The following is a 17,348-nucleotide window of genomic DNA, read 5'->3' on the forward strand; positions in this document are numbered from 1 at the left end:
CGCGGGGCATGTCCTTCGACAGGCTCAGGACGAACGGAGGGAGGCTGCTGGTCCAACTGCCCGATGTACGGTGACGTCCGTCAATTGGCGGCAGGAACCGGCGGTCCTGAACACTGGCCGGGGTTTGCCCGATACCCCCCGTTCGTCCTGAGCTTGTCGAAGGACATGCCCAAGATACCGTCAGCTAACCCTTTTTAATTCAGAGCAGCCTTAACCAGGCCGCTCGCCTTGCTCATGTCCAGCTCGCTGGCATGACGCGCCTTCAGTTCGGCCATCAGGCGGCCCATGTCCTTCATGCCTTCCGCGCCGATCTCGGCCTTGATCGCGTCGATAGCGGCGCGGGTCTGGGCTTCGTCCATCTGTTGGGGCAAGAACCGTTCGATGACGGCGACTTCGGCGGCTTCCTTGTCGGCGAGTTCCTGGCGGCCGCCCTTGACGAACATGTCGATCGACTCGCGGCGCTGCTTGATCATCTTCTGCAGCACCTCGACGATCAGCGCGTCGTCGCTGTCGGGGGCCTTTCCGGTGCGTGCCTCGATGTCGCGATTCTTGATCGCGGATTGCATCAGGCTGATGGCGGCGCGGGCTTCCTTGTCGCCCGCCTTCATCGCGGTGATCTGTGCTGCCTTGATGTCGTCCCGAATCATCGATCGTCCTTTTTGAAAGCGGCTGGTGCCTTAGCGGGTTTAAGCGATCGGTGCCCGGTTTATCAGATTGACGTTAGGGCCAAGCGCGACTAGCCCCCGCCACTTAGCGACATCGTTACCCAATCAGGAGTGCCCGCCAGCATGGCCGACGCCAAACCCATTGCCGCGCCCGTAAAGGCTCCCGAAGGCGCCACCGGCGTGCTGGTGCTTGCGAATGGCGAGATGGCGTGGGGGCGCGGGTTCGGCGCGACGGGCGAGGCGGTGGGCGAGGTCTGCTTCCACACCGCGATGACCGGGTATCAGGAAGTGATGACCGATCCGTCCTTTGCCGGGCAGATGGTGACCTTCACGTTCCCGCATATCGGCAATGTCGGCGCCAATCCGGACGATATCGAGGCGAACGATCCGCACGCGCTGGGCATCATCGTGCGTGAGGACGTGACCGCGCCGAGCAATTTCCGGTCGGTCGAGCATCTGGACGCGTGGATGGCGCGGCACGGGCGGATCGGCCTGTCGGGGATCGATACGCGCGCGCTGACGCGGCGGATCCGTGCCGGCGGCGCGCCCAATGCGGTGATCGCGTATGCGGCGGACGGGGTGTTCGACATTCCGGACCTGCTGGCGAAGGCGCGCGCCTGGCCCGGGCTGGAGGGCATGGACCTGGCGATCGATGTGACGACGCAGACGCATTATGGCTGGGAAGGCGGCGTCTGGCGGCTGGGGTTCGGGTATGGCGGGAACAGCTTCTCGACTTCGCTCGAAGCGAACGGACTTGGGAGCGGGGGCGATATGCCTGACACCCCGTTCGTTTCGAGCGAAGTCGAGAAACCTGCTGAAGCGAAACCCCATGTCGTGGCGATCGATTACGGCGCCAAGCGCAACATCTATCGCAACCTAGCCGCGGCGGGGGGCGAAGGTCAGCGTGTTGCCGGCGACCGCGACGTTCGATCAGGTAATGGCGCTGAAGCCCGACGGTATCTTCCTGTCCAACGGCCCGGGCGATCCCGCCGCGACGGGGGACTATGCCGTGCCGGTGATCCGTGCTTTGCTCGAAACGCGCATTCCTTTGTTCGGGATCTGCCTTGGCCACCAGTTGCTGGCGCTCGCGGTGGGGGCGAAGACGAGCAAGATGTTCCAGGGGCATCGCGGCGCCAACCATCCGGTCAAGCGGCTGAGCGACGGGGTGGTCGAGATCACGAGCATGAACCACGGTTTCGCGGTTCTGAGCGAGACGCTGCCCGAAACCGCGCGCGAGACGCACGTGTCGCTGTTCGATGGGTCGAACGCCGGATCCGAACTGACCGATCGCCCGGCGTTTTCGGTGCAATATCACCCCGAGGCGAGCCCGGGGCCGCAGGACAGTCTGTATCTGTTCGAGAAATTCGTCGGCAGCCTGAAGGTGGCATCATGACCCTTCCCGAAGTTTCGCCCGAGCGGCTCGCCGAGGAATGGGCGGCGGACAAGGATGTGCTCGCCAGCCTGCGCGAGAATGGCGACGTGCGGGAGATCGTGCGTGCGGTGGATGTGAGTTTTCGCGGGTCGGACGAGGCGCTGGACCGGCTGGAGGAAAGCGCCGGCGAGCTCGGCTTCGAGGTGATCGAGCGCGAAGCGGATGAAGATAATGAGATGTCGCTGTTCCTCGGCTGCGAACAGGCGACGGACGATGCGTCGATCAAGGCGCTGACGGTTCGGTGCCTGCAGATCGAGCTGCTGTACGACGTTGAATATGACGGCTGGGGCTGCACTGCCGAGGATGGCTCGGCCGAAGATGGCTCTGGCGAAGACGGACGGAATTGATGCCAAAACGTACCGACATTTCCTCGATCCTCGTCATCGGCGCGGGGCCGATCGTCATCGGCCAAGCGTGCGAGTTCGATTATTCCGGCACGCAGGCGATCAAGGCGCTGCGCGAGGAAGGGTACCGGATCGTATTGGTCAATTCGAACCCGGCCACGATCATGACTGATCCCGAACTGGCCGATGCGACCTATGTCGAACCGATCACGCCCGAGATCGTCGCCAAGATCATCGCCAAGGAACGCCCCGACGCGGTGCTGCCGACGATGGGCGGACAGACCGCGCTGAACACCGCGCTCGCCTTGTTCAACGACGGGACGCTGGAGAAATACGGCGTGCAGATGATCGGCGCGGATGCCGAGGCGATCGACAAGGCGGAGGACCGGCAGAAGTTCCGCGATGCGATGGACCGGATCGGGCTGGAAAGCGCGCGGTCGATGGTCGCGCACACGCTGGACGAGGCAATGGCGGGGCTGGCGCATACCGGGCTGCCGGCGATCATCCGGCCGAGCTTCACGATGGGCGGATCGGGCGGCGGCATCGCGTATAATCGCGAGGAATTCGAGGCGATCGTGAAGTCCGGGCTGGACGCGTCGCCGACCACCGAGGTGCTGATCGAGGAATCGCTGCTCGGCTGGAAAGAATATGAGATGGAGGTCGTGCGCGACCGCAACGACAATTGCATCATCATCTGTTCGATCGAGAATGTCGATCCGATGGGCGTCCATACGGGCGATTCCATCACCGTCGCGCCGGCGCTGACGCTGACCGACAAGGAATATCAGATCATGCGCAACGCGAGTATCGCGGTGTTGCGTGAAATTGGCGTGGAAACAGGGGGTTCCAACGTCCAGTTCGCGGTCAATCCGAAGGACGGTCGGCTGATCGTGATCGAGATGAATCCGCGCGTGTCGCGTTCGTCCGCGCTCGCATCCAAGGCGACGGGCTTCCCGATCGCGAAGGTCGCGGCGAAGCTGGCGGTCGGATATACCCTGGACGAGATCACCAACGACATTACCGGTGCGACGCCCGCATCGTTCGAACCGACGATCGATTATGTGGTGACGAAGATCCCGCGTTTCGCGTTCGAGAAGTTCAAGGGCGCCGAACCGATCCTGTCGACCGCGATGAAGAGCGTCGGCGAAGTCATGGCGATCGGGCGCAATATCCACGAATCGATGCAGAAGGCGCTGCGTGGTCTGGAGACCGGTTTGAGCGGCTTCGACGTGGTCGCGGCACTCGAAGGGCTCCGCGCGCCGAGATCGAGGCGGCGCTGGCCCGTGCCACGCCGGACCGGCTGTTGGTCGCCGCGCAGGCGCTGCGAGAGGGGATGACGGTCGCGCAGATCCACGCGATCGCCAAGTTCGATCCGTGGTTCCTGGAGCGGATCGAAGAGATCATCGCGGCCGAGAATGAAGTCTCGAGGCACGGATTGCCGATCGAGGCGGTCGGCATGCGGCGGTTGAAGGCGATGGGATTCAGCGACAAGAAGCTGGCCTATCTTGCTTTAAAGTCAGCGAATTTGCGTGGTATGGAGCGCGGGATCGCGCGCGGATCCGGGCTGATCCACGAAGCGGTCGTCGCGATGACCGGGGGCGTTACCGAAGATGAGGTGCGCGCGCTGCGGCATCGCCTGAACGTGCGCCCCGTATTCAAGCGGATCGATACGTGCGCGGCGGAATTCGATGCGAAGACGCCGTATATGTATTCGACCTACGAGGCGCCCAGTTTCGGCGAGCCCGAAGACGAGAGCCAGCCGACATCGGCGCGCAAGGTCGTCATCCTGGGTGGCGGGCCGAACCGGATCGGGCAGGGAATCGAGTTCGATTATTGCTGCTGCCACGCCTGCTTCGCTTTGGGTGACGCCGGGTATGAGACGATCATGGTCAATTGCAATCCGGAGACGGTGTCGACCGATTACGACACGTCGGACCGGCTGTATTTCGAGCCGTTGACCGCGGAGGACGTGCTGGAGATCCTGCATGTCGAACAGTCGAACGGCACGCTGGCCGGGGTGATCGTGCAGTTCGGCGGGCAGACTCCGCTGAACCTCGCGCGGGCGCTGGAGGCGGCGGGGATCCCGATCCTGGGGACGAGCCCGGATGCGATCGATCTGGCGGAAGATCGCGAGCGTTTCTCCGCATTGGTGACGAAGCTTAAGCTGTTGCAGCCGGCGAACGGGCTGGCGCGGAGCCGGGACGAGGCGGTCGCGGCGGCGGATCGGATCGGATATCCGGTGCTGATGCGGCCGAGCTACGTGCTGGGCGGTCGCGCGATGGAGGTCGTGGATTCGCTCCAGCAGCTGGATGACTATATCCAGACCGCGGTGCAGGTGTCGGGGATTCCCCCGTGCTAATCGACCAATATCTGCGCGATGCGATCGAGGTGGATGTGGACGCGATCTGCGACGGCACCGACGTGACCGTGGCGGGCGTATTGCAGCATATCGAGGAAGCGGGCGTGCATTCGGGTGATTCCGCCTGTTCGATCCCTCCCTATTCGCTGTCGCCGGAGATCATCGCCGAGATCGAGCGGCAGACGGTGGCGCTGGCGCATGCGCTGTCGGTCGTCGGGCTGATGAACATCCAGTTCGCTGTGAAGGACGGGCTGGTCTATCTCATCGAGGTCAATCCGCGCGCCAGCCGGACGGTGCCGTTCGTCGCCAAGGCGATCGGTGCGCCGATCGCCAAGATCGCGGCGCGCGTGATGGCGGGCGAGAAGCTAGCCGACCTGCCAAAGATCGACCGGCACATCGATTATTATGCGGTGAAGGAAGCGGTGTTCCCGTTCAACCGCTTCCCCGGCGTCGATCCGGTCCTCTCACCGGAAATGAAGTCGACCGGCGAAGTGATGGGGATCGATCGATCTTTCCCAGTGGCCTTCTACAAGGCGGAACTGGGGGCGGGGACGGTTCTGCCGCAATCGGGCACGGTGTTCGTGTCGGTCAAGCCGAGCGACAAGCCGGTGATCCTGCCCGCGGTACAGTTGCTGGCGGACTGCGGGTTCGACATCGTCGCGACCGATGGGACGGCTGCGTTCCTGATCGCGAACGGCGTTGCGGTCGAGCGGATCAACAAGGTCGCGCAGGGTCGTCCGCATATCGTCGACCGGATGAAGGATGGGAATATCGACCTCGTCTTCAACACGACGGAGGGTTGGCAGAGCCTGAAGGATCTCGCAACCGATCCGTGCGGCGGCGCTGGTGCAGAAGATTCCGCACTTCACCACGGCGGCGGCAAGCGTCGAGGCGGCGCAGGCTATTACCGCTCTGGCGAACCACGCGCTTGAAGTAATGCCTTTGCAATCCTATTATTCGCACTCGCACACTTAATCCCCCTATCTCGATAATCGTGCGGGCGGGTCCGATCGGGCCGGCCAACAGGGGGAAATTGACGAAGGACGAAAAGGGATGGCGACCGTCGAAAAGATGCCGATGCTGCAAGAGGGCTATGAAAAGCTCAATGCGGATCTGAAACGGCTGAAAGCGGAGCGCCCGACCATCGTCGACGCGATCGAGGAGGCTCGCGCGCACGGCGACCTTTCGGAAAACGCGGAATATCATGCCGCCAAGGAGCGTCAGGGCCAGATCGAAGCGTCGATCAGCGATATCGAGGACAAATTGTCCCGTGCGCAGGTGATCGATCCCAAGGAACTGTCCGGCGACAAGGTGGTGTTCGGTGCCACGGTGACGTTGCTCGACGAGGACGACAAGCCCGCGACTTACCAGATCGTTGGCCAGACCGAGGCGGATGCCAAGGGTGGCCGCATCTCGTACAATTCCCTGCTTGGCCGTGCGCTGATCGGTCGGAAGGTGGACGAGGAAGTCGAGGTCACGGTTCCCGCGGGCGATCGCTGGTATTCGGTGTCCAAGATCGAATTCATCTAAGCCGGGCCGGGATATTGGGCGGCATCGATCTTCCGCGCGGTCGCGTCACCGACGCGATCGTCGCCTTTGCGGTATTCGCCGGCGTTATGATCATGGCGGTGATCGGTGCCGACATGGCCGCGATCCGCTTCGGTTTCATCCCACAGGATTTCCTCGGCGGCGGATGGGACGGCGATCCGCTGCGCGCGTGGCTTTCGCCGCTGGCGTCGGCGTTCATACCGCGTGACGTATTGTCGGCGGCGTTCAACCTTGTCCTGTTCTTGATCACCGGCCGTTTCGTGGAGAAGGCGCTGCGCCCGGCGGGCCTAATCGTGCTGATCCTTGCCGGAATCTACGGCAGCGCGCTGGCCCGACTGATCCTGACGCCGGGATCGGTGATGCCGGGTGCCGGCCTCGATCCGGCGGTGTTCGCGCTGATCGGCGCGTATTTCATGCTGTACGGTCTGCCGGCGGCGCTGCCGATCGGGGCGGGCCAGAGCCGCGCGGTGCGGATCGCGATGCTTGCCGGCATCTGGTTTGCGATACAGGCGGTGTTCGCGCTGATCATGCAGAGTTTCGAACTGTCGGTGACGTTCGTAGAGCCGATCGGGGCTTTGCTCGCGGGTACGCTGCTGGCCCAGCCATTGTTGCGGTGGCAATACCGCCGGGCTTGACCGGGCCCTGCCGGGTTCGCGATATGCCGCGGTCTAGGCAGGTGGCGTTGGGCGGCCGGGGCTCGTTTAGCGCAATTCGGTCGAAATAGATGGTCGCGCCTTGGGGTGTGCCCTTCGACAGTCTCAGGACGAACGGGGTGTAACGTGGGGGGCGGGGGGATCGTCTCGCGATTGCGCCTGCACGACGCCTTTAAGTGGTCGGCCCCGCGCTTGTCTAATGGCGTGTGACACGCCGCAGAGATCTCGACAGGAGCAGGGCTAACTGACTTGAGCCGTCGCGCAGGGGAAAACCTGCCAACTATTCTTAGTCGGGCTTCGCCATCAAGTCGGGCTGAACGAGGCGGTGGAGATGGACGACGACGTACTTCATTTCCGCATCGTCCACGGTGCGCTGCGCGGCGGCGCGCCAGGCTTTCTCCGCGCTTTTATAATCGGGGAACATGCCCACGACGTCGATCGAGCCCAGATCGTCGAAGTCGAGCGTCTGAGGATCGCTGACGCGGCCACCGAAGACGAGATGGAGTTTGCTCATGATAGTGTATCCCCCGGGGAAGCAGAAGTCGCGTACGCCTTAGCGTCACCGGGGGCCGGGGGCTAGTCCGCCTTGTTCGCAGGTGCAGCAGTTTTGCCGTTTTCCTTGGATGCTAGGATCGCCGCAGTGCCTGCGGTGGCAAGTGCCTTCAGGATATCGCCAGCGAGCTTACCGGCCGATCCATGCAACGCCGTGCGCGACAGGCCGATCGCGCCCAATTCCTGAAGCCCGGTGTCGCGCGCGGCCTGCACAGCGCCACCCGTGGTTTCCTTGATCCGCTTGCCAACGGGGGCGAGCAACTGAACCTCGCGCTGGCTGCGGGGCAGCAACGCGCCGGCAACCGCGCCGATCGCGAGACCGCCGAACAAAGCGGGCAGGGGGTTGGCGTCGATCGCCTTGGCGGTGCGATCGGCCGCGTCGCGGGCGCTATCCAAGGTCTTGTCGAGCGCCTTGTTGGCGGCAGCGCGGGTCTTGTCGACGGTCGACTTAGGCTTGGCGCTGGTCTGCGTCTGCGTCTGCGCGGACTGGGCGCCGTGGGCGGGCGACTTCGGAGCGGCGGTATCGTTCATTGTTCGGTCCTTTCTTCGGCGGTGGGACGCCGTTCGGGTTTCAAACTCGTCAGTGTGTCGGCGGTTGCATCATCGCCCGACTGCAACAGTCGCTGCAGCAGACGGGTCAGCGGCCGGCGGGCGAGGACGAGGCCGAGTGCGGCGGCACCGCCGGCGACGGCGGCAGGGTTCTGCCGGGCCGTCTCCATGCCTTCGGCGGCGACGCTCTTGCCCTTTTCCACCAGGCCGGTGGCGGCGTCCTGCGCGAGCATGCGTGGGTTTAGGCGGGCCTGAAGCTGGGACATTGTATCCGACAGGCGCGCGCGGGCCGCCGTCGAGCGAGCCTGCGCAATCGCAAGCGGGGTGGCGGCGATGTCGCTCATTTGACCGGACCCTTAGCGGACAGACGCCGGACGTGCCGGAGCGCTAGCCAGCCGAACAGGCCGGCGACGGCCAGGGTTCCGAAAACGACGATGATCGTCGCCCAGATCGGGCCAAGCTGCTGCTGGACGATCAGCAGCAGGCCGACGAACAGCGAAATCACGGCGGCATTGACGAGCAGAAGCGCGACGACGCCATAAACGCCGACAAGCTTTGCCTCGCCGACGAAGTTCAGCGCCTGCGCCTTGTACAACCCGACTTCCGCCTTGGCGGTTTCGCGGGCGTCTTCGACGAGCCGCCCGAGCAGCTCGCCGATTCTCTCAGACGGAGGTTGGTCCACGTCTATACCCCCCGTATCGCACGCTCAGGCGTTCGTGTCGTTCTGCGGGGCGGTCGTATCGGCGGTCAGGCCCGACTGCAGCAGGCGGACCAACACGAAGCCGACGGCTGCAGCGGTTCCGATCGCGATCGCCGGGCTCTTCTTCACGAAGTCCGTCGCGTCGCCGATCAGCTCGTCGACATTCTTGGCCTTGAGCGATTCCGAAAAGCCAGTGACCGCATCCGCCGCGTTGCGCGCGTATTGGCCGTATTGCTCGCCGACCTTCTCATCCACCGTACCGGCGGCATCGGTCATCAGCTTGGCGAGCTCATCCAGCGCGCCGCCCGCGCGGGCCTTGCCGTCCTCGACATAGGTTCGCGCCTTGTTGCCGGCTTCCTTGGTTAGCTGCGATGCGCCGTCCTTCAGCATCTGCGCCGGGCCGCTGGGCTTTTCCGGTGCGGGGGATTCGGCCGCCGTGGGGTTCGCCGACGGGATTTCGGTGTTTTCAGTCGTATCGGTTTCCATGGCAGGGCCTTTCTTTATGTTCGTTTCCGGTGTGGACGCTGGCCGATCCGTTTCGGATGCGGCGTCGGGAGAAATCACGGCGTCTTCGGCCATTGCGAACCTTTTCAAATGCTCGACCGTAACCGGTCAGCGACCTTTACGGTTCCATCGACAGGACGGCGAATTGCCGCATCGTAGATTAGGCGATAGAGGCTCGCCCCATCATTCGCTCTTCCGTGATTAGAAGGATCGTTCCGTGACCGCAATCATCGACCTGCATGCCCGCCAGATCATCGACAGCCGCGGCAACCCGACCGTAGAAGTGGACGTGATGCTGGAGGACGGGAGCTTCGGCCGCGCGGCGGTTCCGTCGGGTGCGTCGACCGGCGCGCATGAAGCGGTCGAGCGTCGCGACGGCGACGCGTCGAAATGGGGCGGCAAGGGCGTGCAGGGCGCGGTCGATGCGGTCAATGGCGAGATCGCCGAAGAGGTCGTCGACATGGACGCCGAGGACCAGAGCGATATCGATCGCGCGATGATCGAGCTGGACGGCACCGAGAATAAAGGCCGGTTGGGCGCGAATGCGATCCTGGGCGTCAGCCTGGCGGTCGCGAAGGCGGCGGCGGATGCGCGTGGGCTGCCGCTGTATCGCTATGTCGGCGGCGTGTCGGCGCATGTGCTGCCAGTGCCGATGATGAACATCATCAACGGTGGCGAGCATGCCGACAACCCGATCGATTTCCAGGAATTCATGATCGTGCCGGTCGGTGCCGACACGCTGTTCGACGCGGTGCGCTGCGGATCGGAGATTTTCCACACGCTGAAGAAGGGGCTGCACGACAAGGGTCTGGCGACGTCGGTCGGCGACGAGGGCGGCTTCGCGCCGAACATCGCCAGCACGGCGGATGCACTCGACTTCATCATGTCGTCGATCGAGAAGGCGGGGTACACGCCGGGCGACGACGTGATGGTCGCACTGGATTGCGCGGCCACCGAGTTCTTCAAGGACGGAAAGTACAATATCTCGGGCGAGGGCAAGATCCTGTCGAGCGGCGAGATGGCGGAGTATCTGGCGGATCTGACGCGGCGTTATCCGATCTTCTCGATCGAGGACGGCATGGCGGAGGACGACTGGGCCGGCTGGAAGGCGCTGACCGATCTGGTAGGCGACAACGTTCAGCTAGTCGGAGACGATCTGTTCGTGACCAACCCGAAGCGGTTGAAGCGCGGCATCGACGAGAAGATCGCGAACTCGATCCTGGTCAAGGTCAACCAGATCGGCAGCCTGACCGAGACGCTGGAAGCGGTGTCGATGGCCAATCGCGCAAGCTATACCGCGGTGATGTCGCACCGGTCGGGCGAGACCGAGGATCTGACGATTGCCGATCTGGCGGTCGCGACGAATTGCGGACAGATCAAGACGGGCTCGCTCGCGCGCAGCGACCGGTTGGCGAAGTACAACCAGCTGATCCGGATCGAGGAAGAACTAGGCGATGCGGCGATCTATGCCGGGCGGAGCGTGCTGCGCGGGCGGTGAGGAGTCGAACCGGAATGTGGTTAAAAAACGCTTGATTGCGCGCGCCGGGGCTGACAGGAATCGCGGATGGCCAAGCGTTCCACCTTCAACGTCATGCTCCGCCGCGCGATCGTGCCCGCGGTGGCGGTAATCGTCATCGCCGGGCTGGGTGCGTATACGATGTTCGGGCCGAACGGGGCGCGCGCGTATGGCGACGTGAAGCGCAAGCTGGCGGTGAGCGAACGGCGGTTGGTGGTGCTGAACGCCAAGCGGGCGGAATGGCAGAACAAGGTCGCTTTGCTCGACCCGCGCAAGGCCGACCCCGACATGGTGGACGAACTGACGCGCAAGAAGCTGAACGTCGTGCATCCGGACGAGATGATCGTTCCGCTGAACTGAGGCGGCATCGGTCGACGTTGGTACCGGTTGGTTTCGAACATTGCTGTAACCCCGGACCCGTTCGGGGGTACACCGCGCGGCGTGCAACCCGTTCGGATCTCCTGGCGAGTTGCTCGCGGTTGGGTGGATCCCGGAACTAGTCCGGGATGACGATGGTGGGCGCTGTGATCGGCCGACCGCCGCGATCAATCCGACGGTCGGCCCGGATCCCTTAGCGAACAGCGTCCTCGCGTCCGTTGCTGACCGCGCCGTCGCGACCGCGGCCTAGGAAGGTGAGCAGATCGTTGGTGAACCGGTCGCTTTCCGTTACGGTCAGGCCGTGCGGTGCGCCGTCATATTCGACCAGTTGCGCGCCGGCGATGCCCTTGGCCGCGGCGCGTCCGGTGGCGTCGATCGGGACGGTTTTGTCGGCGGTGCCGTGCACCACCAAAGTGGGGACGCGGAAGGCGGGGAGGTCGCCGCGGAAATCGGTGTGGCCGAACGACTTGGCGCATTCCAGGATCGGCTTCAGACCGGCGAGCATCGTGGTGTGGCGGGCCCAGTCGATCGTCTCGTCGCTGACCGGGGACGAGATCATGCCGACGCCGAAAAAGTCCTTGAAGAAGCTGGTCCAGAACCCGAACCGATCCTTGCGGATGCCGTCGCCGATGCTCTGCAGCGTCTCTTCCGGCACGCCGTGCGGGTTGTCCTCCGTCTTCAACATATAGGGGACGACGGAGGCGATCAGGCCAGCCGCGACGACGCCCTTGCCTTCGTGGCGGCTCATGTAGCGGGCGACCTCGCCGCCGCCCATCGAGAAGCCGACCAAAGTCGCGTCGCTGGTGGCGCCGGTCTGTTCCAGCACGTCCGCCAGATCGTCCGACAGCGTATCATAGTCGTAGCCGGTCCAGGGTTGCCCCGACCGGCCGAAGCCGCGCCGGTCGTACGCTATCGCGCGGAAGCCCGCCTCGGCCAGCGCCATTGCCTGCGCATCCCAGCTGTCGGCCGACAGTGGCCAGCCGTGGATCAGGACGACGGGACGGCCGCTGCCCCAATCCTTGACGTACAGGTCCGTGCCGTCGCGCGTCTTGATATAGGGCATGTGGTCGCTCCGCTTCGTTGGATGTCGGCGAGTGAACGAGCCTTGGCGGGACACGTTCCGGGCCGTGTCGCTAACGCGCCATTACCGCGCCTGTTTGAGCGTCGAGACCTGTTCGGCGACTTCCTCCTTTTGCGGGTTGCGGATCGATGGGCGGAGGCGGGCGAGGCTGCACAGGCCGGCGACGAGCGCCAGCGTCGCGGCGACGAAGGCGGGGATGCGGCCCGCGCCGATCCCGGCTGCGAGCAAGGCCGCGACCAAAGTGGCGCCGGTCGTCTGCCCGACGAGGCGGACGGTGGAGACGAGCCCGCCCGCCGCGGCCGCGCGCTCACGCGGGGCGCTGCCGATGATCAGGCGGGCGTTGGGGGGCAGGAACGTGCCGAAGCCCGATCCGCACAATGCCATTCGCCACGCGACGTCGAACCAGCCGGGGTCCGGCGGCATGAAGGCGAGCAGCAGCAGGGCCGTGATCGAGATCGCCATGCCGATCCCGCCGAGTATGCCCGCCGGAATGCGATCCGACAGCCAGCCGGCAAGCGGCGCGACGATCATGTTGGTCAGCGGCCAGGGCGCGATGGCCGCACCGATCTGCGCCGGAGTGAAGCCGGCCTGGGCGAGGCGGAAGGGGGTCGAGAGCAATAGCGTCATCGATGCGATGAAGGCGGTGTAGGCGCCGACCACCGACAGCGCGAGGACGGGGCGGGCGAGCAGATCGATCGGCAGGATCGGGTCCGCTTCATGCCGTTCGCGGCGGACGAAGAACACACCGATCAGCGCGCCGGTGAGCACGATCGCGGCGGAGACGACGGGAGAGTCGCCGTGTACTGCGCTTTCGAGGCCGCCGATCACCAGCCCGAACATCGCCGCGCACATGATTGCGCCGAGCACGTCGAAGCGCGTGTCGCGCGGTTTGGACACGGGCAGCGCGCGGCCGAGAAACAGCGACAGGATGGCGAAGGGCACCGCGCTGGCGAAGACCCAGGGCCAGGGCGCGACCGCGAGGACGAGGCCACCGATCGTCGGCGCGGCGGCGGCACTGCTGGAGACGATCACCGAGTTGATGCCGAGCCCACGGCCCAGTTGCTGCGACGGATAGACTTGCCGGATCAAGGCGGACGAAACGCTGAGCGCCGCCGCCGCGCCGCCCGCCTGCATGACGCGGACGACGAGCAGGAAGGGGAGGCTCTTGGCGAAGAAGCACAGGATCGTCGCGACGGTGAAGACGAGCTGCCCGATCTGGTACATCCGCTTCAGCCCGATCCGGTCGCCCAGCCCGGCAAAGGGCAGCAGCAGCATGACCAGCGTCAACTGGTAGACGGTGACGACCGCGACGACCGCGCTTTGATCGACATGCAGGTCGCGCGCGATCGTCGGCAAGGCGACGGTGGCGACCGCGCCGTCGATGATGATCAGCGCGGTACCGCAGCACAGGGCGCCGATCGCGAGCAGGCGGCGGGGCATGGGGAGGCCATCGGTCATGGCCACCCGATTACGCTTCTGGCGCGCGATCGCAACCCGGCGACCAGCCCGGTGGTGCGAGATTAAATCCCGTAAATTCAAAGGCTGGAGTGACGACGCAGCTGACCAAAGCCCAACCGTCGCGCGCCTCCGCCGCCTGCCACGCGCCGGTCGGGACGATCGCCTGCGGGACCTGGCCGGCAAGTACGTCCGGGCCGAGCAGATGCGTGGCCGGTGCGCCATCGTGGATCAGCAGCGTCAAAGGGTGGCCGGCATGCCAGAACCACAGTTCGGCGGCATCGACCGTGTGCCAGTGCGACCGCTGGGCATCCTCCAGCAGGAACAGGATCGCGGTTGAGAGGCCGCGACCGCCATCGGGCGCCGGCTGGCGAAACGTCTCGCGATACCAGCCGCCTTCGGGATGAGGCGACAGGTCCAGACTGGCGATCAGGGCGGCGGGATCGGACACGAACGCGAAATCCTGTGTTTCCGTTATCGGTGACAACGTTTACCGTGAATGCGGGTTGCTGCACTGCAGCGCAACGTTTAAATGGGAGGGATGACGACCTTGACCGCCGAGCGCCCCGCCGCAGCCGTGCCGACCACGACCCCGATCATCTTCGAGGCGATCGTGCGCAAGATGTGCATCGCCGCGACCTACAACAAGGTCGAGATGACGCTGGCGCCACACGTCATCTACACCAAGCATGACGAGCTGTTCATCGATGCCGAGGTTCTGGCGCGCGACGGCAAGCCGCCCAAGGAACCGAAGATCGGTACGTTCAAGCTGGTCGGCCTGACCGGCGTGCGCATCACGCCGCGCGCCTTCACGGTCAGTTCGCTGTTCGACCAGGGCAGCTTCAAATATGCCGACACGACGTTGATGGCGGTCGAAGCGGGCTGAGGCTCGCCCGGCAAAGGTGACGAAGTCCCGGCGTTTTCGCGCCGCACGTCGGTGAAGCGCGTGGTCGGCGCGACGAAACGGGTGGTGTCGGCCAAAATGCGCACCGGGATCATTCCCTCCAGTCGAACGGTTTCATCGCCTCGCGCAGCGCCGGATCATTGTCCTTCGCCGTCGCCACCAACGCGGCGATCAGCAGGCCATCATTGAAGGTGCGCCGCTCCCCGATCTGACGACCGCGATAGAAGACCGGCTTCGCGACGCCGGTCATGACGCGCGCGATGGCGGTGGAGAGCGCGTTGGCGCGGCCCTGTTCCAGCGCGGCGTCCCACGCGGCGGCGAAGCTTTCCGCGCCGGGGCGTTTGCGCAGCGAATAAGCGGATTTGCGCGACATGCCGATCGATTTCGCGGCGGTCGACACGATGCCGATCGTGCCGAGCGCGTCGATAAAGGCAATCTGGCGTTGCGGGGTCCAGCCGTCGTGACGGGTGCAGCCGGGGACGGGGGGTGAAGGCGAGGGGATCTGTCATCGCCAGTCTATGCGGTGATGGCTTATGTGTAGGACAGGGGTTTGTTTGCCGGGGGCTCGGCGGACAATGTGGCGCGACGGGTGAGGGTGATGGACGATTTTCGCTGTCGGGGCGCTGCAACGGGTTGGGCGGGGAGTATGGATCCCCGCCTGCGCGGGGATGACGATCGAGTTTTGGCAGTATCGAAGTCCGCCCGATGGTCGGGGGTGGTGAGCCGACGGGCGGGAGGGGCGCTGGCCCCTCCCGTTCGTCAGGCCGGATCAGCGGCAGACGGTGTAGCGGTTGCCGTTGCGATAGACGAGGCGGCAATTGTCCCGCCCGCCGCGGCCGTTGCGCCAGCCGAGATGACGGCCATTGTCCCGCTGCGACCAGCCGCGATTGCCACGACGATCCCAGCGACGATTGTCGCGGCGGTCCCAACGGCGGTCGTCGCGGCGATCCCAGCGACGGTCGTCGCGATCATGCCGGTCGTAGCGGATGTCCTGCGCATAAGCGCCGCCATCATAACGCTGCGCCGACGCCTCGGGCGCCGCGCCGATACCGGCGACCATCAAAGCAGCGGCGATCAAGTGTGTGATCTTCATGGCATATCCTCTCATGGGGCCCGAACTGGGCCGATATGACGGGGATACGCGTGGCTGCGGTTATCGTTGCTGAATGTGGTTGTAGGGTGAGGTACAGGTTTGGGACGGGTCAGATCGGCTCGACCGGTATGCCGAGTTCCAGCGCGGCGCTCGCCATCATGCGATCGAGCGTGACGATACGAAGTCCGGCGGCGGCCGCGACGGCGAGATGAAGCGCATCCCCGGCGCGAAGGCCCAGTTTGTGTTGGTCGAGATAGGCGGCGGCGGTGATGAAATGGCTCGCCGCAATGGGGGACGTCATAAGCACCCGATCGCGCCAGCCGTGCCACATCGCCAGCGCCTCGGCGCGCTTCTCGACGGACAGCGCACCGGTGCGAAGTTTGAGACCAAGGGCGCTCGACACCTCGGTATCGCACCAGTCGCTGACATGAAGCGTCCCTTCCGGCTGCTCCGCCATCCACGATATGATGCGCTCGCTATGGGGTTCCAGCGTGAGCGCTGCGACGATGGCGGACGTGTCCAGATAGACCATCAATACCGGTCGGCGTCGCGCATCTGCCGGATGAAGTCTCCGGCAGGGACGGTTTGCATCTGTTGTCCGTCGTGCAGCTTGCGCAGAGCCGCGACGTCGATCTTCTGCCGAGGCGTCTTGAGCGGGCGAAGTTCGGCGGCGGGTTTGCCTCGGCGGGTGATCTCGATGCTTTCGCCGGCTTCGACCCGATCGATAATCTCGCTGAGATGCGATTTGGCGTCGGCGAGGTTGATACTGTCCACTGGCGCGCTCCTGACTAGGTTTGTGACTATATCAAAAATTTTATGACCGCGTAAGGCGTAGGCTTGGGATTTTTATGGGAATCAAGCTTCATTCAAGTTTCGCAGTGCATCCGGGGGCGTGGCTGCGCGCGGAGATCGTCGAGCGGCATTGCCTTTCGGTGACGGACGCCGCCGCCAAACTGCACGTGACGCGTCAGGCGATGAGCAATTTGCTCGGCGGGCGGGCGGGTTGGTCCGCTGAAATGGCGATCCGGTTCGAGAAGGCGTTCGGTCTGAGCGCGGATACGCTGATGCGGATGCAGGCGGCGCATGACCTCGCGGAAGTGCGTGCGCGGGAGGCGGGGATCGAGGTGGAGCGGGTGGCGGCTTAGTGCCAGTTTGAAGGCGCTGCGTTTACGCCGCCTTCGAATCCCGCAGCGGCAACGCCGTGGTTTCCAACGTCGCGAGGTCCAGTTTGGTCGAGGCGTGGTCGATGTCGATGCCGACGATATTGCCGCCGGCGTCGAGATCGATGTTGACGCCGTCCGCGACCTCTCGTGTTTCGGCACCGGGCACCGTCCGCAGCTCGATGTAGATACTGTCGGTTTCGGGATAATAATGCAGCTTCATCACTCGGCCTCGCGGTAATTGCGGTCGAAGAAGGCGTTGTGCACCGTCTCGCCGTCTTCCAGCGTCACGACACGCAAGATATAGGTTTTGCCGGTGTCGTCTACCACACCGGCCCAAAGTCTGATGCGCCCGTCTTCCTGAACGATCCTGGTCAGCGGGGCGGCCATGACGGTTTCGATCTATTCGACCTTGATGTAGGGTCGCTTGCGGAGAACCTGTTCCTCGAAATAGC

The 17,348-nt window shown here is 64.6% G+C and carries 22 protein-coding genes and 2 pseudogenes; 9 read left to right on the forward strand and 15 right to left on the reverse strand.

Annotated elements, in window-relative coordinates; all coding sequences use genetic code 11:
- Positions 1-194: 194 nt before the first annotated feature.
- The gene (locus H5J25_RS08525) at positions 195-647 is read right to left on the reverse strand and encodes a GatB/YqeY domain-containing protein (RefSeq protein ID WP_202095655.1); all 453 of its coding nucleotides are present in this window, start codon (positions 645-647) and stop codon (positions 195-197) included.
- Between the two features lie 141 nt (positions 648-788).
- Here H5J25_RS08525 and carA point away from each other — a divergent pair.
- The 5 genes and pseudogenes from carA to H5J25_RS08550 all read left to right on the forward strand — a co-directional run bounded on the left by carA (position 789) and on the right by H5J25_RS08550 (position 6,983).
- Positions 789-2,058, forward strand: a pseudogene (gene carA, locus H5J25_RS08530) (glutamine-hydrolyzing carbamoyl-phosphate synthase small subunit).
- Positions 2,055-2,444, forward strand: coding sequence for a ribonuclease E inhibitor RraB (locus H5J25_RS08535; RefSeq protein ID WP_202095658.1), 390 nt, complete (start codon positions 2,055-2,057; stop codon positions 2,442-2,444). Before carA ends, H5J25_RS08535 begins: the two are co-directional and overlap by 4 nt.
- Positions 2,444-5,775 (forward strand): annotated as a pseudogene (gene carB / locus H5J25_RS08540) (carbamoyl-phosphate synthase large subunit). Before H5J25_RS08535 ends, carB begins: the two are co-directional and overlap by 1 nt.
- 78 nt (positions 5,776-5,853) lie before the next feature.
- A complete protein-coding gene (gene greA / locus H5J25_RS08545) occupies positions 5,854-6,330 on the forward strand; it encodes a transcription elongation factor GreA (RefSeq protein ID WP_202095660.1) in 477 nt (158 codons plus the stop codon).
- Positions 6,331-6,344: 14 nt separating this feature from the next.
- Complete coding sequence (locus H5J25_RS08550) at positions 6,345-6,983, forward strand: rhomboid family intramembrane serine protease (protein WP_202095662.1); 639 nt, start codon at positions 6,345-6,347, stop codon at positions 6,981-6,983.
- 304 nt (positions 6,984-7,287) lie between these two features.
- Here H5J25_RS08550 and H5J25_RS08555 read toward each other — a convergent pair whose 3' ends face one another.
- The 5 genes from H5J25_RS08555 to H5J25_RS08575 form a co-directional block, all read right to left on the reverse strand.
- Positions 7,288-7,515 carry a DUF4170 domain-containing protein gene (locus H5J25_RS08555; protein ID WP_202095664.1) on the reverse strand — a complete coding sequence of 76 codons (228 nt, stop codon included), beginning with the start codon at positions 7,513-7,515 and terminating at the stop codon, positions 7,288-7,290.
- A gap of 62 nt (positions 7,516-7,577) precedes the next feature.
- Positions 7,578-8,084, reverse strand: a complete 507-nt coding sequence (locus H5J25_RS08560; RefSeq protein WP_202095666.1) for a hypothetical protein — start codon at positions 8,082-8,084, stop codon at positions 7,578-7,580.
- Positions 8,081-8,446, reverse strand: a complete 366-nt coding sequence (locus tag H5J25_RS08565; RefSeq protein ID WP_202095668.1) for a DUF3618 domain-containing protein — start codon at positions 8,444-8,446, stop codon at positions 8,081-8,083. Before H5J25_RS08565 ends, H5J25_RS08560 begins: the two co-directional genes overlap by 4 nt.
- Positions 8,443-8,784, reverse strand: a complete 342-nt coding sequence (locus H5J25_RS08570; protein ID WP_202095670.1) for a phage holin family protein — start codon at positions 8,782-8,784, stop codon at positions 8,443-8,445. The genes H5J25_RS08565 and H5J25_RS08570 overlap by 4 nt, the downstream gene beginning before the upstream one ends.
- 24 nt (positions 8,785-8,808) lie before the next feature.
- A complete protein-coding gene (locus tag H5J25_RS08575) occupies positions 8,809-9,288 on the reverse strand; it encodes a hypothetical protein (RefSeq protein ID WP_202095673.1) in 480 nt (159 codons plus the stop codon).
- 235 nt (positions 9,289-9,523) lie between these two features.
- Between H5J25_RS08575 and eno the strand changes: the two genes are divergently transcribed.
- Positions 9,524-10,804 (forward strand): phosphopyruvate hydratase, encoded by a 1,281-nt coding sequence (eno, locus tag H5J25_RS08580; RefSeq protein WP_202095674.1) that lies wholly within the window; start codon positions 9,524-9,526, stop codon positions 10,802-10,804.
- 66 nt (positions 10,805-10,870) lie between these two features.
- A complete protein-coding gene (locus H5J25_RS08585; protein ID WP_225883452.1) occupies positions 10,871-11,182 on the forward strand; it encodes an FtsB family cell division protein in 312 nt (103 codons plus the stop codon).
- Positions 11,183-11,393: 211 nt separating this feature from the next.
- Here H5J25_RS08585 and H5J25_RS08590 read toward each other — a convergent pair whose 3' ends face one another.
- From H5J25_RS08590 to H5J25_RS08600, 3 genes are all read right to left on the reverse strand, one after another.
- Positions 11,394-12,263 (reverse strand): alpha/beta fold hydrolase, encoded by an 870-nt coding sequence (locus H5J25_RS08590; RefSeq protein WP_202095675.1) that lies wholly within the window; start codon positions 12,261-12,263, stop codon positions 11,394-11,396.
- An 81-nt stretch (positions 12,264-12,344) separates the two neighbouring features.
- On the reverse strand, positions 12,345-13,739 hold the full coding sequence (locus H5J25_RS08595; protein ID WP_202095677.1) for an MFS transporter: 1,395 nt from the start codon (positions 13,737-13,739) through the stop codon (positions 12,345-12,347).
- Between the two features lie 10 nt (positions 13,740-13,749).
- Positions 13,750-14,187, reverse strand: coding sequence for a cupin domain-containing protein (locus tag H5J25_RS08600; protein WP_202095679.1), 438 nt, complete (start codon positions 14,185-14,187; stop codon positions 13,750-13,752).
- Between the two features lie 90 nt (positions 14,188-14,277).
- Here H5J25_RS08600 and H5J25_RS08605 point away from each other — a divergent pair, with 90 nt between their 5' ends.
- Positions 14,278-14,622, forward strand: coding sequence for a hypothetical protein (locus H5J25_RS08605; RefSeq protein ID WP_202095681.1), 345 nt, complete (start codon positions 14,278-14,280; stop codon positions 14,620-14,622).
- A 109-nt stretch (positions 14,623-14,731) separates the two neighbouring features.
- Here H5J25_RS08605 and H5J25_RS08610 read toward each other — a convergent pair whose 3' ends face one another.
- The 4 genes from H5J25_RS08610 to H5J25_RS08625 form a co-directional block, all read right to left on the reverse strand.
- Positions 14,732-15,040: a hypothetical protein gene (locus H5J25_RS08610; protein ID WP_202095683.1), complete on the reverse strand. Its 309-nt coding sequence runs from the start codon at positions 15,038-15,040 to the stop codon at positions 14,732-14,734.
- Between the two features lie 369 nt (positions 15,041-15,409).
- Positions 15,410-15,733 carry a hypothetical protein gene (locus H5J25_RS08615; protein ID WP_202095685.1) on the reverse strand — a complete coding sequence of 108 codons (324 nt, stop codon included), beginning with the start codon at positions 15,731-15,733 and terminating at the stop codon, positions 15,410-15,412.
- A 109-nt stretch (positions 15,734-15,842) separates the two neighbouring features.
- A complete protein-coding gene (locus H5J25_RS08620) occupies positions 15,843-16,265 on the reverse strand; it encodes a type II toxin-antitoxin system VapC family toxin (protein ID WP_225883453.1) in 423 nt (140 codons plus the stop codon).
- Complete coding sequence (locus H5J25_RS08625; RefSeq protein ID WP_202095689.1) at positions 16,265-16,507, reverse strand: type II toxin-antitoxin system Phd/YefM family antitoxin; 243 nt, start codon at positions 16,505-16,507, stop codon at positions 16,265-16,267. Before H5J25_RS08625 ends, H5J25_RS08620 begins: the two co-directional genes overlap by 1 nt.
- Positions 16,508-16,581: 74 nt before the next feature.
- On the opposite strand from H5J25_RS08625, the gene H5J25_RS08630 reads away from it, so the two are divergent.
- Positions 16,582-16,878: a HigA family addiction module antitoxin gene (locus tag H5J25_RS08630; protein ID WP_202095691.1), complete on the forward strand. Its 297-nt coding sequence runs from the start codon at positions 16,582-16,584 to the stop codon at positions 16,876-16,878.
- Between the two features lie 22 nt (positions 16,879-16,900).
- Here the strand turns inward: H5J25_RS08630 and H5J25_RS08635 are convergent, their stop codons facing one another.
- Positions 16,901-17,116 (reverse strand): DUF2283 domain-containing protein, encoded by a 216-nt coding sequence (locus H5J25_RS08635; RefSeq protein ID WP_202095693.1) that lies wholly within the window; start codon positions 17,114-17,116, stop codon positions 16,901-16,903.
- Positions 17,116-17,283 (reverse strand): hypothetical protein, encoded by a 168-nt coding sequence (locus H5J25_RS08640; protein ID WP_225883454.1) that lies wholly within the window; start codon positions 17,281-17,283, stop codon positions 17,116-17,118. Before H5J25_RS08640 ends, H5J25_RS08635 begins: the two co-directional genes overlap by 1 nt.
- Between the last annotated feature and the right edge of the window lie 65 nt (positions 17,284-17,348).

It is taken from the genome of Sphingomonas aliaeris (assembly GCF_016743815.1).
GTDB classification, from domain to species: Bacteria; Pseudomonadota; Alphaproteobacteria; order Sphingomonadales; family Sphingomonadaceae; genus Sphingomonas; species Sphingomonas aliaeris.

Bases quoted from the DNA above. Each gene is read 5' to 3' on its own strand.
- H5J25_RS08525 (WP_202095655.1), bottom strand. From the start codon at position 647: ATGATTCGGGACGACATCAAGGCAGCACAGATCACCGCGATGAAGGCG.
- H5J25_RS08535 (WP_202095658.1), top strand. From the start codon at position 2,055: ATGACCCTTCCCGAAGTTTCGCCCGAGCGGCTCGCCGAGGAATGGGCG.
- greA (WP_202095660.1), top strand. From the start codon at position 5,854: ATGGCGACCGTCGAAAAGATGCCGATGCTGCAAGAGGGCTATGAAAAG.
- H5J25_RS08555 (WP_202095664.1), bottom strand. From the start codon at position 7,515: ATGAGCAAACTCCATCTCGTCTTCGGTGGCCGCGTCAGCGATCCTCAG.
- H5J25_RS08560 (WP_202095666.1), bottom strand. From the start codon at position 8,084: ATGAACGATACCGCCGCTCCGAAGTCGCCCGCCCACGGCGCCCAGTCC.
- H5J25_RS08565 (WP_202095668.1), bottom strand. From the start codon at position 8,446: ATGAGCGACATCGCCGCCACCCCGCTTGCGATTGCGCAGGCTCGCTCG.
- H5J25_RS08575 (WP_202095673.1), bottom strand. From the start codon at position 9,288: ATGGAAACCGATACGACTGAAAACACCGAAATCCCGTCGGCGAACCCC.
- H5J25_RS08585 (WP_225883452.1), top strand. From the start codon at position 10,871: ATGGCCAAGCGTTCCACCTTCAACGTCATGCTCCGCCGCGCGATCGTG.
- H5J25_RS08590 (WP_202095675.1), bottom strand. From the start codon at position 12,263: ATGCCCTATATCAAGACGCGCGACGGCACGGACCTGTACGTCAAGGAT.
- H5J25_RS08595 (WP_202095677.1), bottom strand. From the start codon at position 13,739: ATGACCGATGGCCTCCCCATGCCCCGCCGCCTGCTCGCGATCGGCGCC.
- H5J25_RS08605 (WP_202095681.1), top strand. From the start codon at position 14,278: ATGACGACCTTGACCGCCGAGCGCCCCGCCGCAGCCGTGCCGACCACG.
- H5J25_RS08615 (WP_202095685.1), bottom strand. From the start codon at position 15,733: ATGAAGATCACACACTTGATCGCCGCTGCTTTGATGGTCGCCGGTATC.
- H5J25_RS08620 (WP_225883453.1), bottom strand. From the start codon at position 16,265: ATGGTCTATCTGGACACGTCCGCCATCGTCGCAGCGCTCACGCTGGAA.
- H5J25_RS08630 (WP_202095691.1), top strand. From the start codon at position 16,582: ATGGGAATCAAGCTTCATTCAAGTTTCGCAGTGCATCCGGGGGCGTGG.
- H5J25_RS08635 (WP_202095693.1), bottom strand. From the start codon at position 17,116: ATGAAGCTGCATTATTATCCCGAAACCGACAGTATCTACATCGAGCTG.
- H5J25_RS08640 (WP_225883454.1), bottom strand. From the start codon at position 17,283: ATGGCCGCCCCGCTGACCAGGATCGTTCAGGAAGACGGGCGCATCAGA.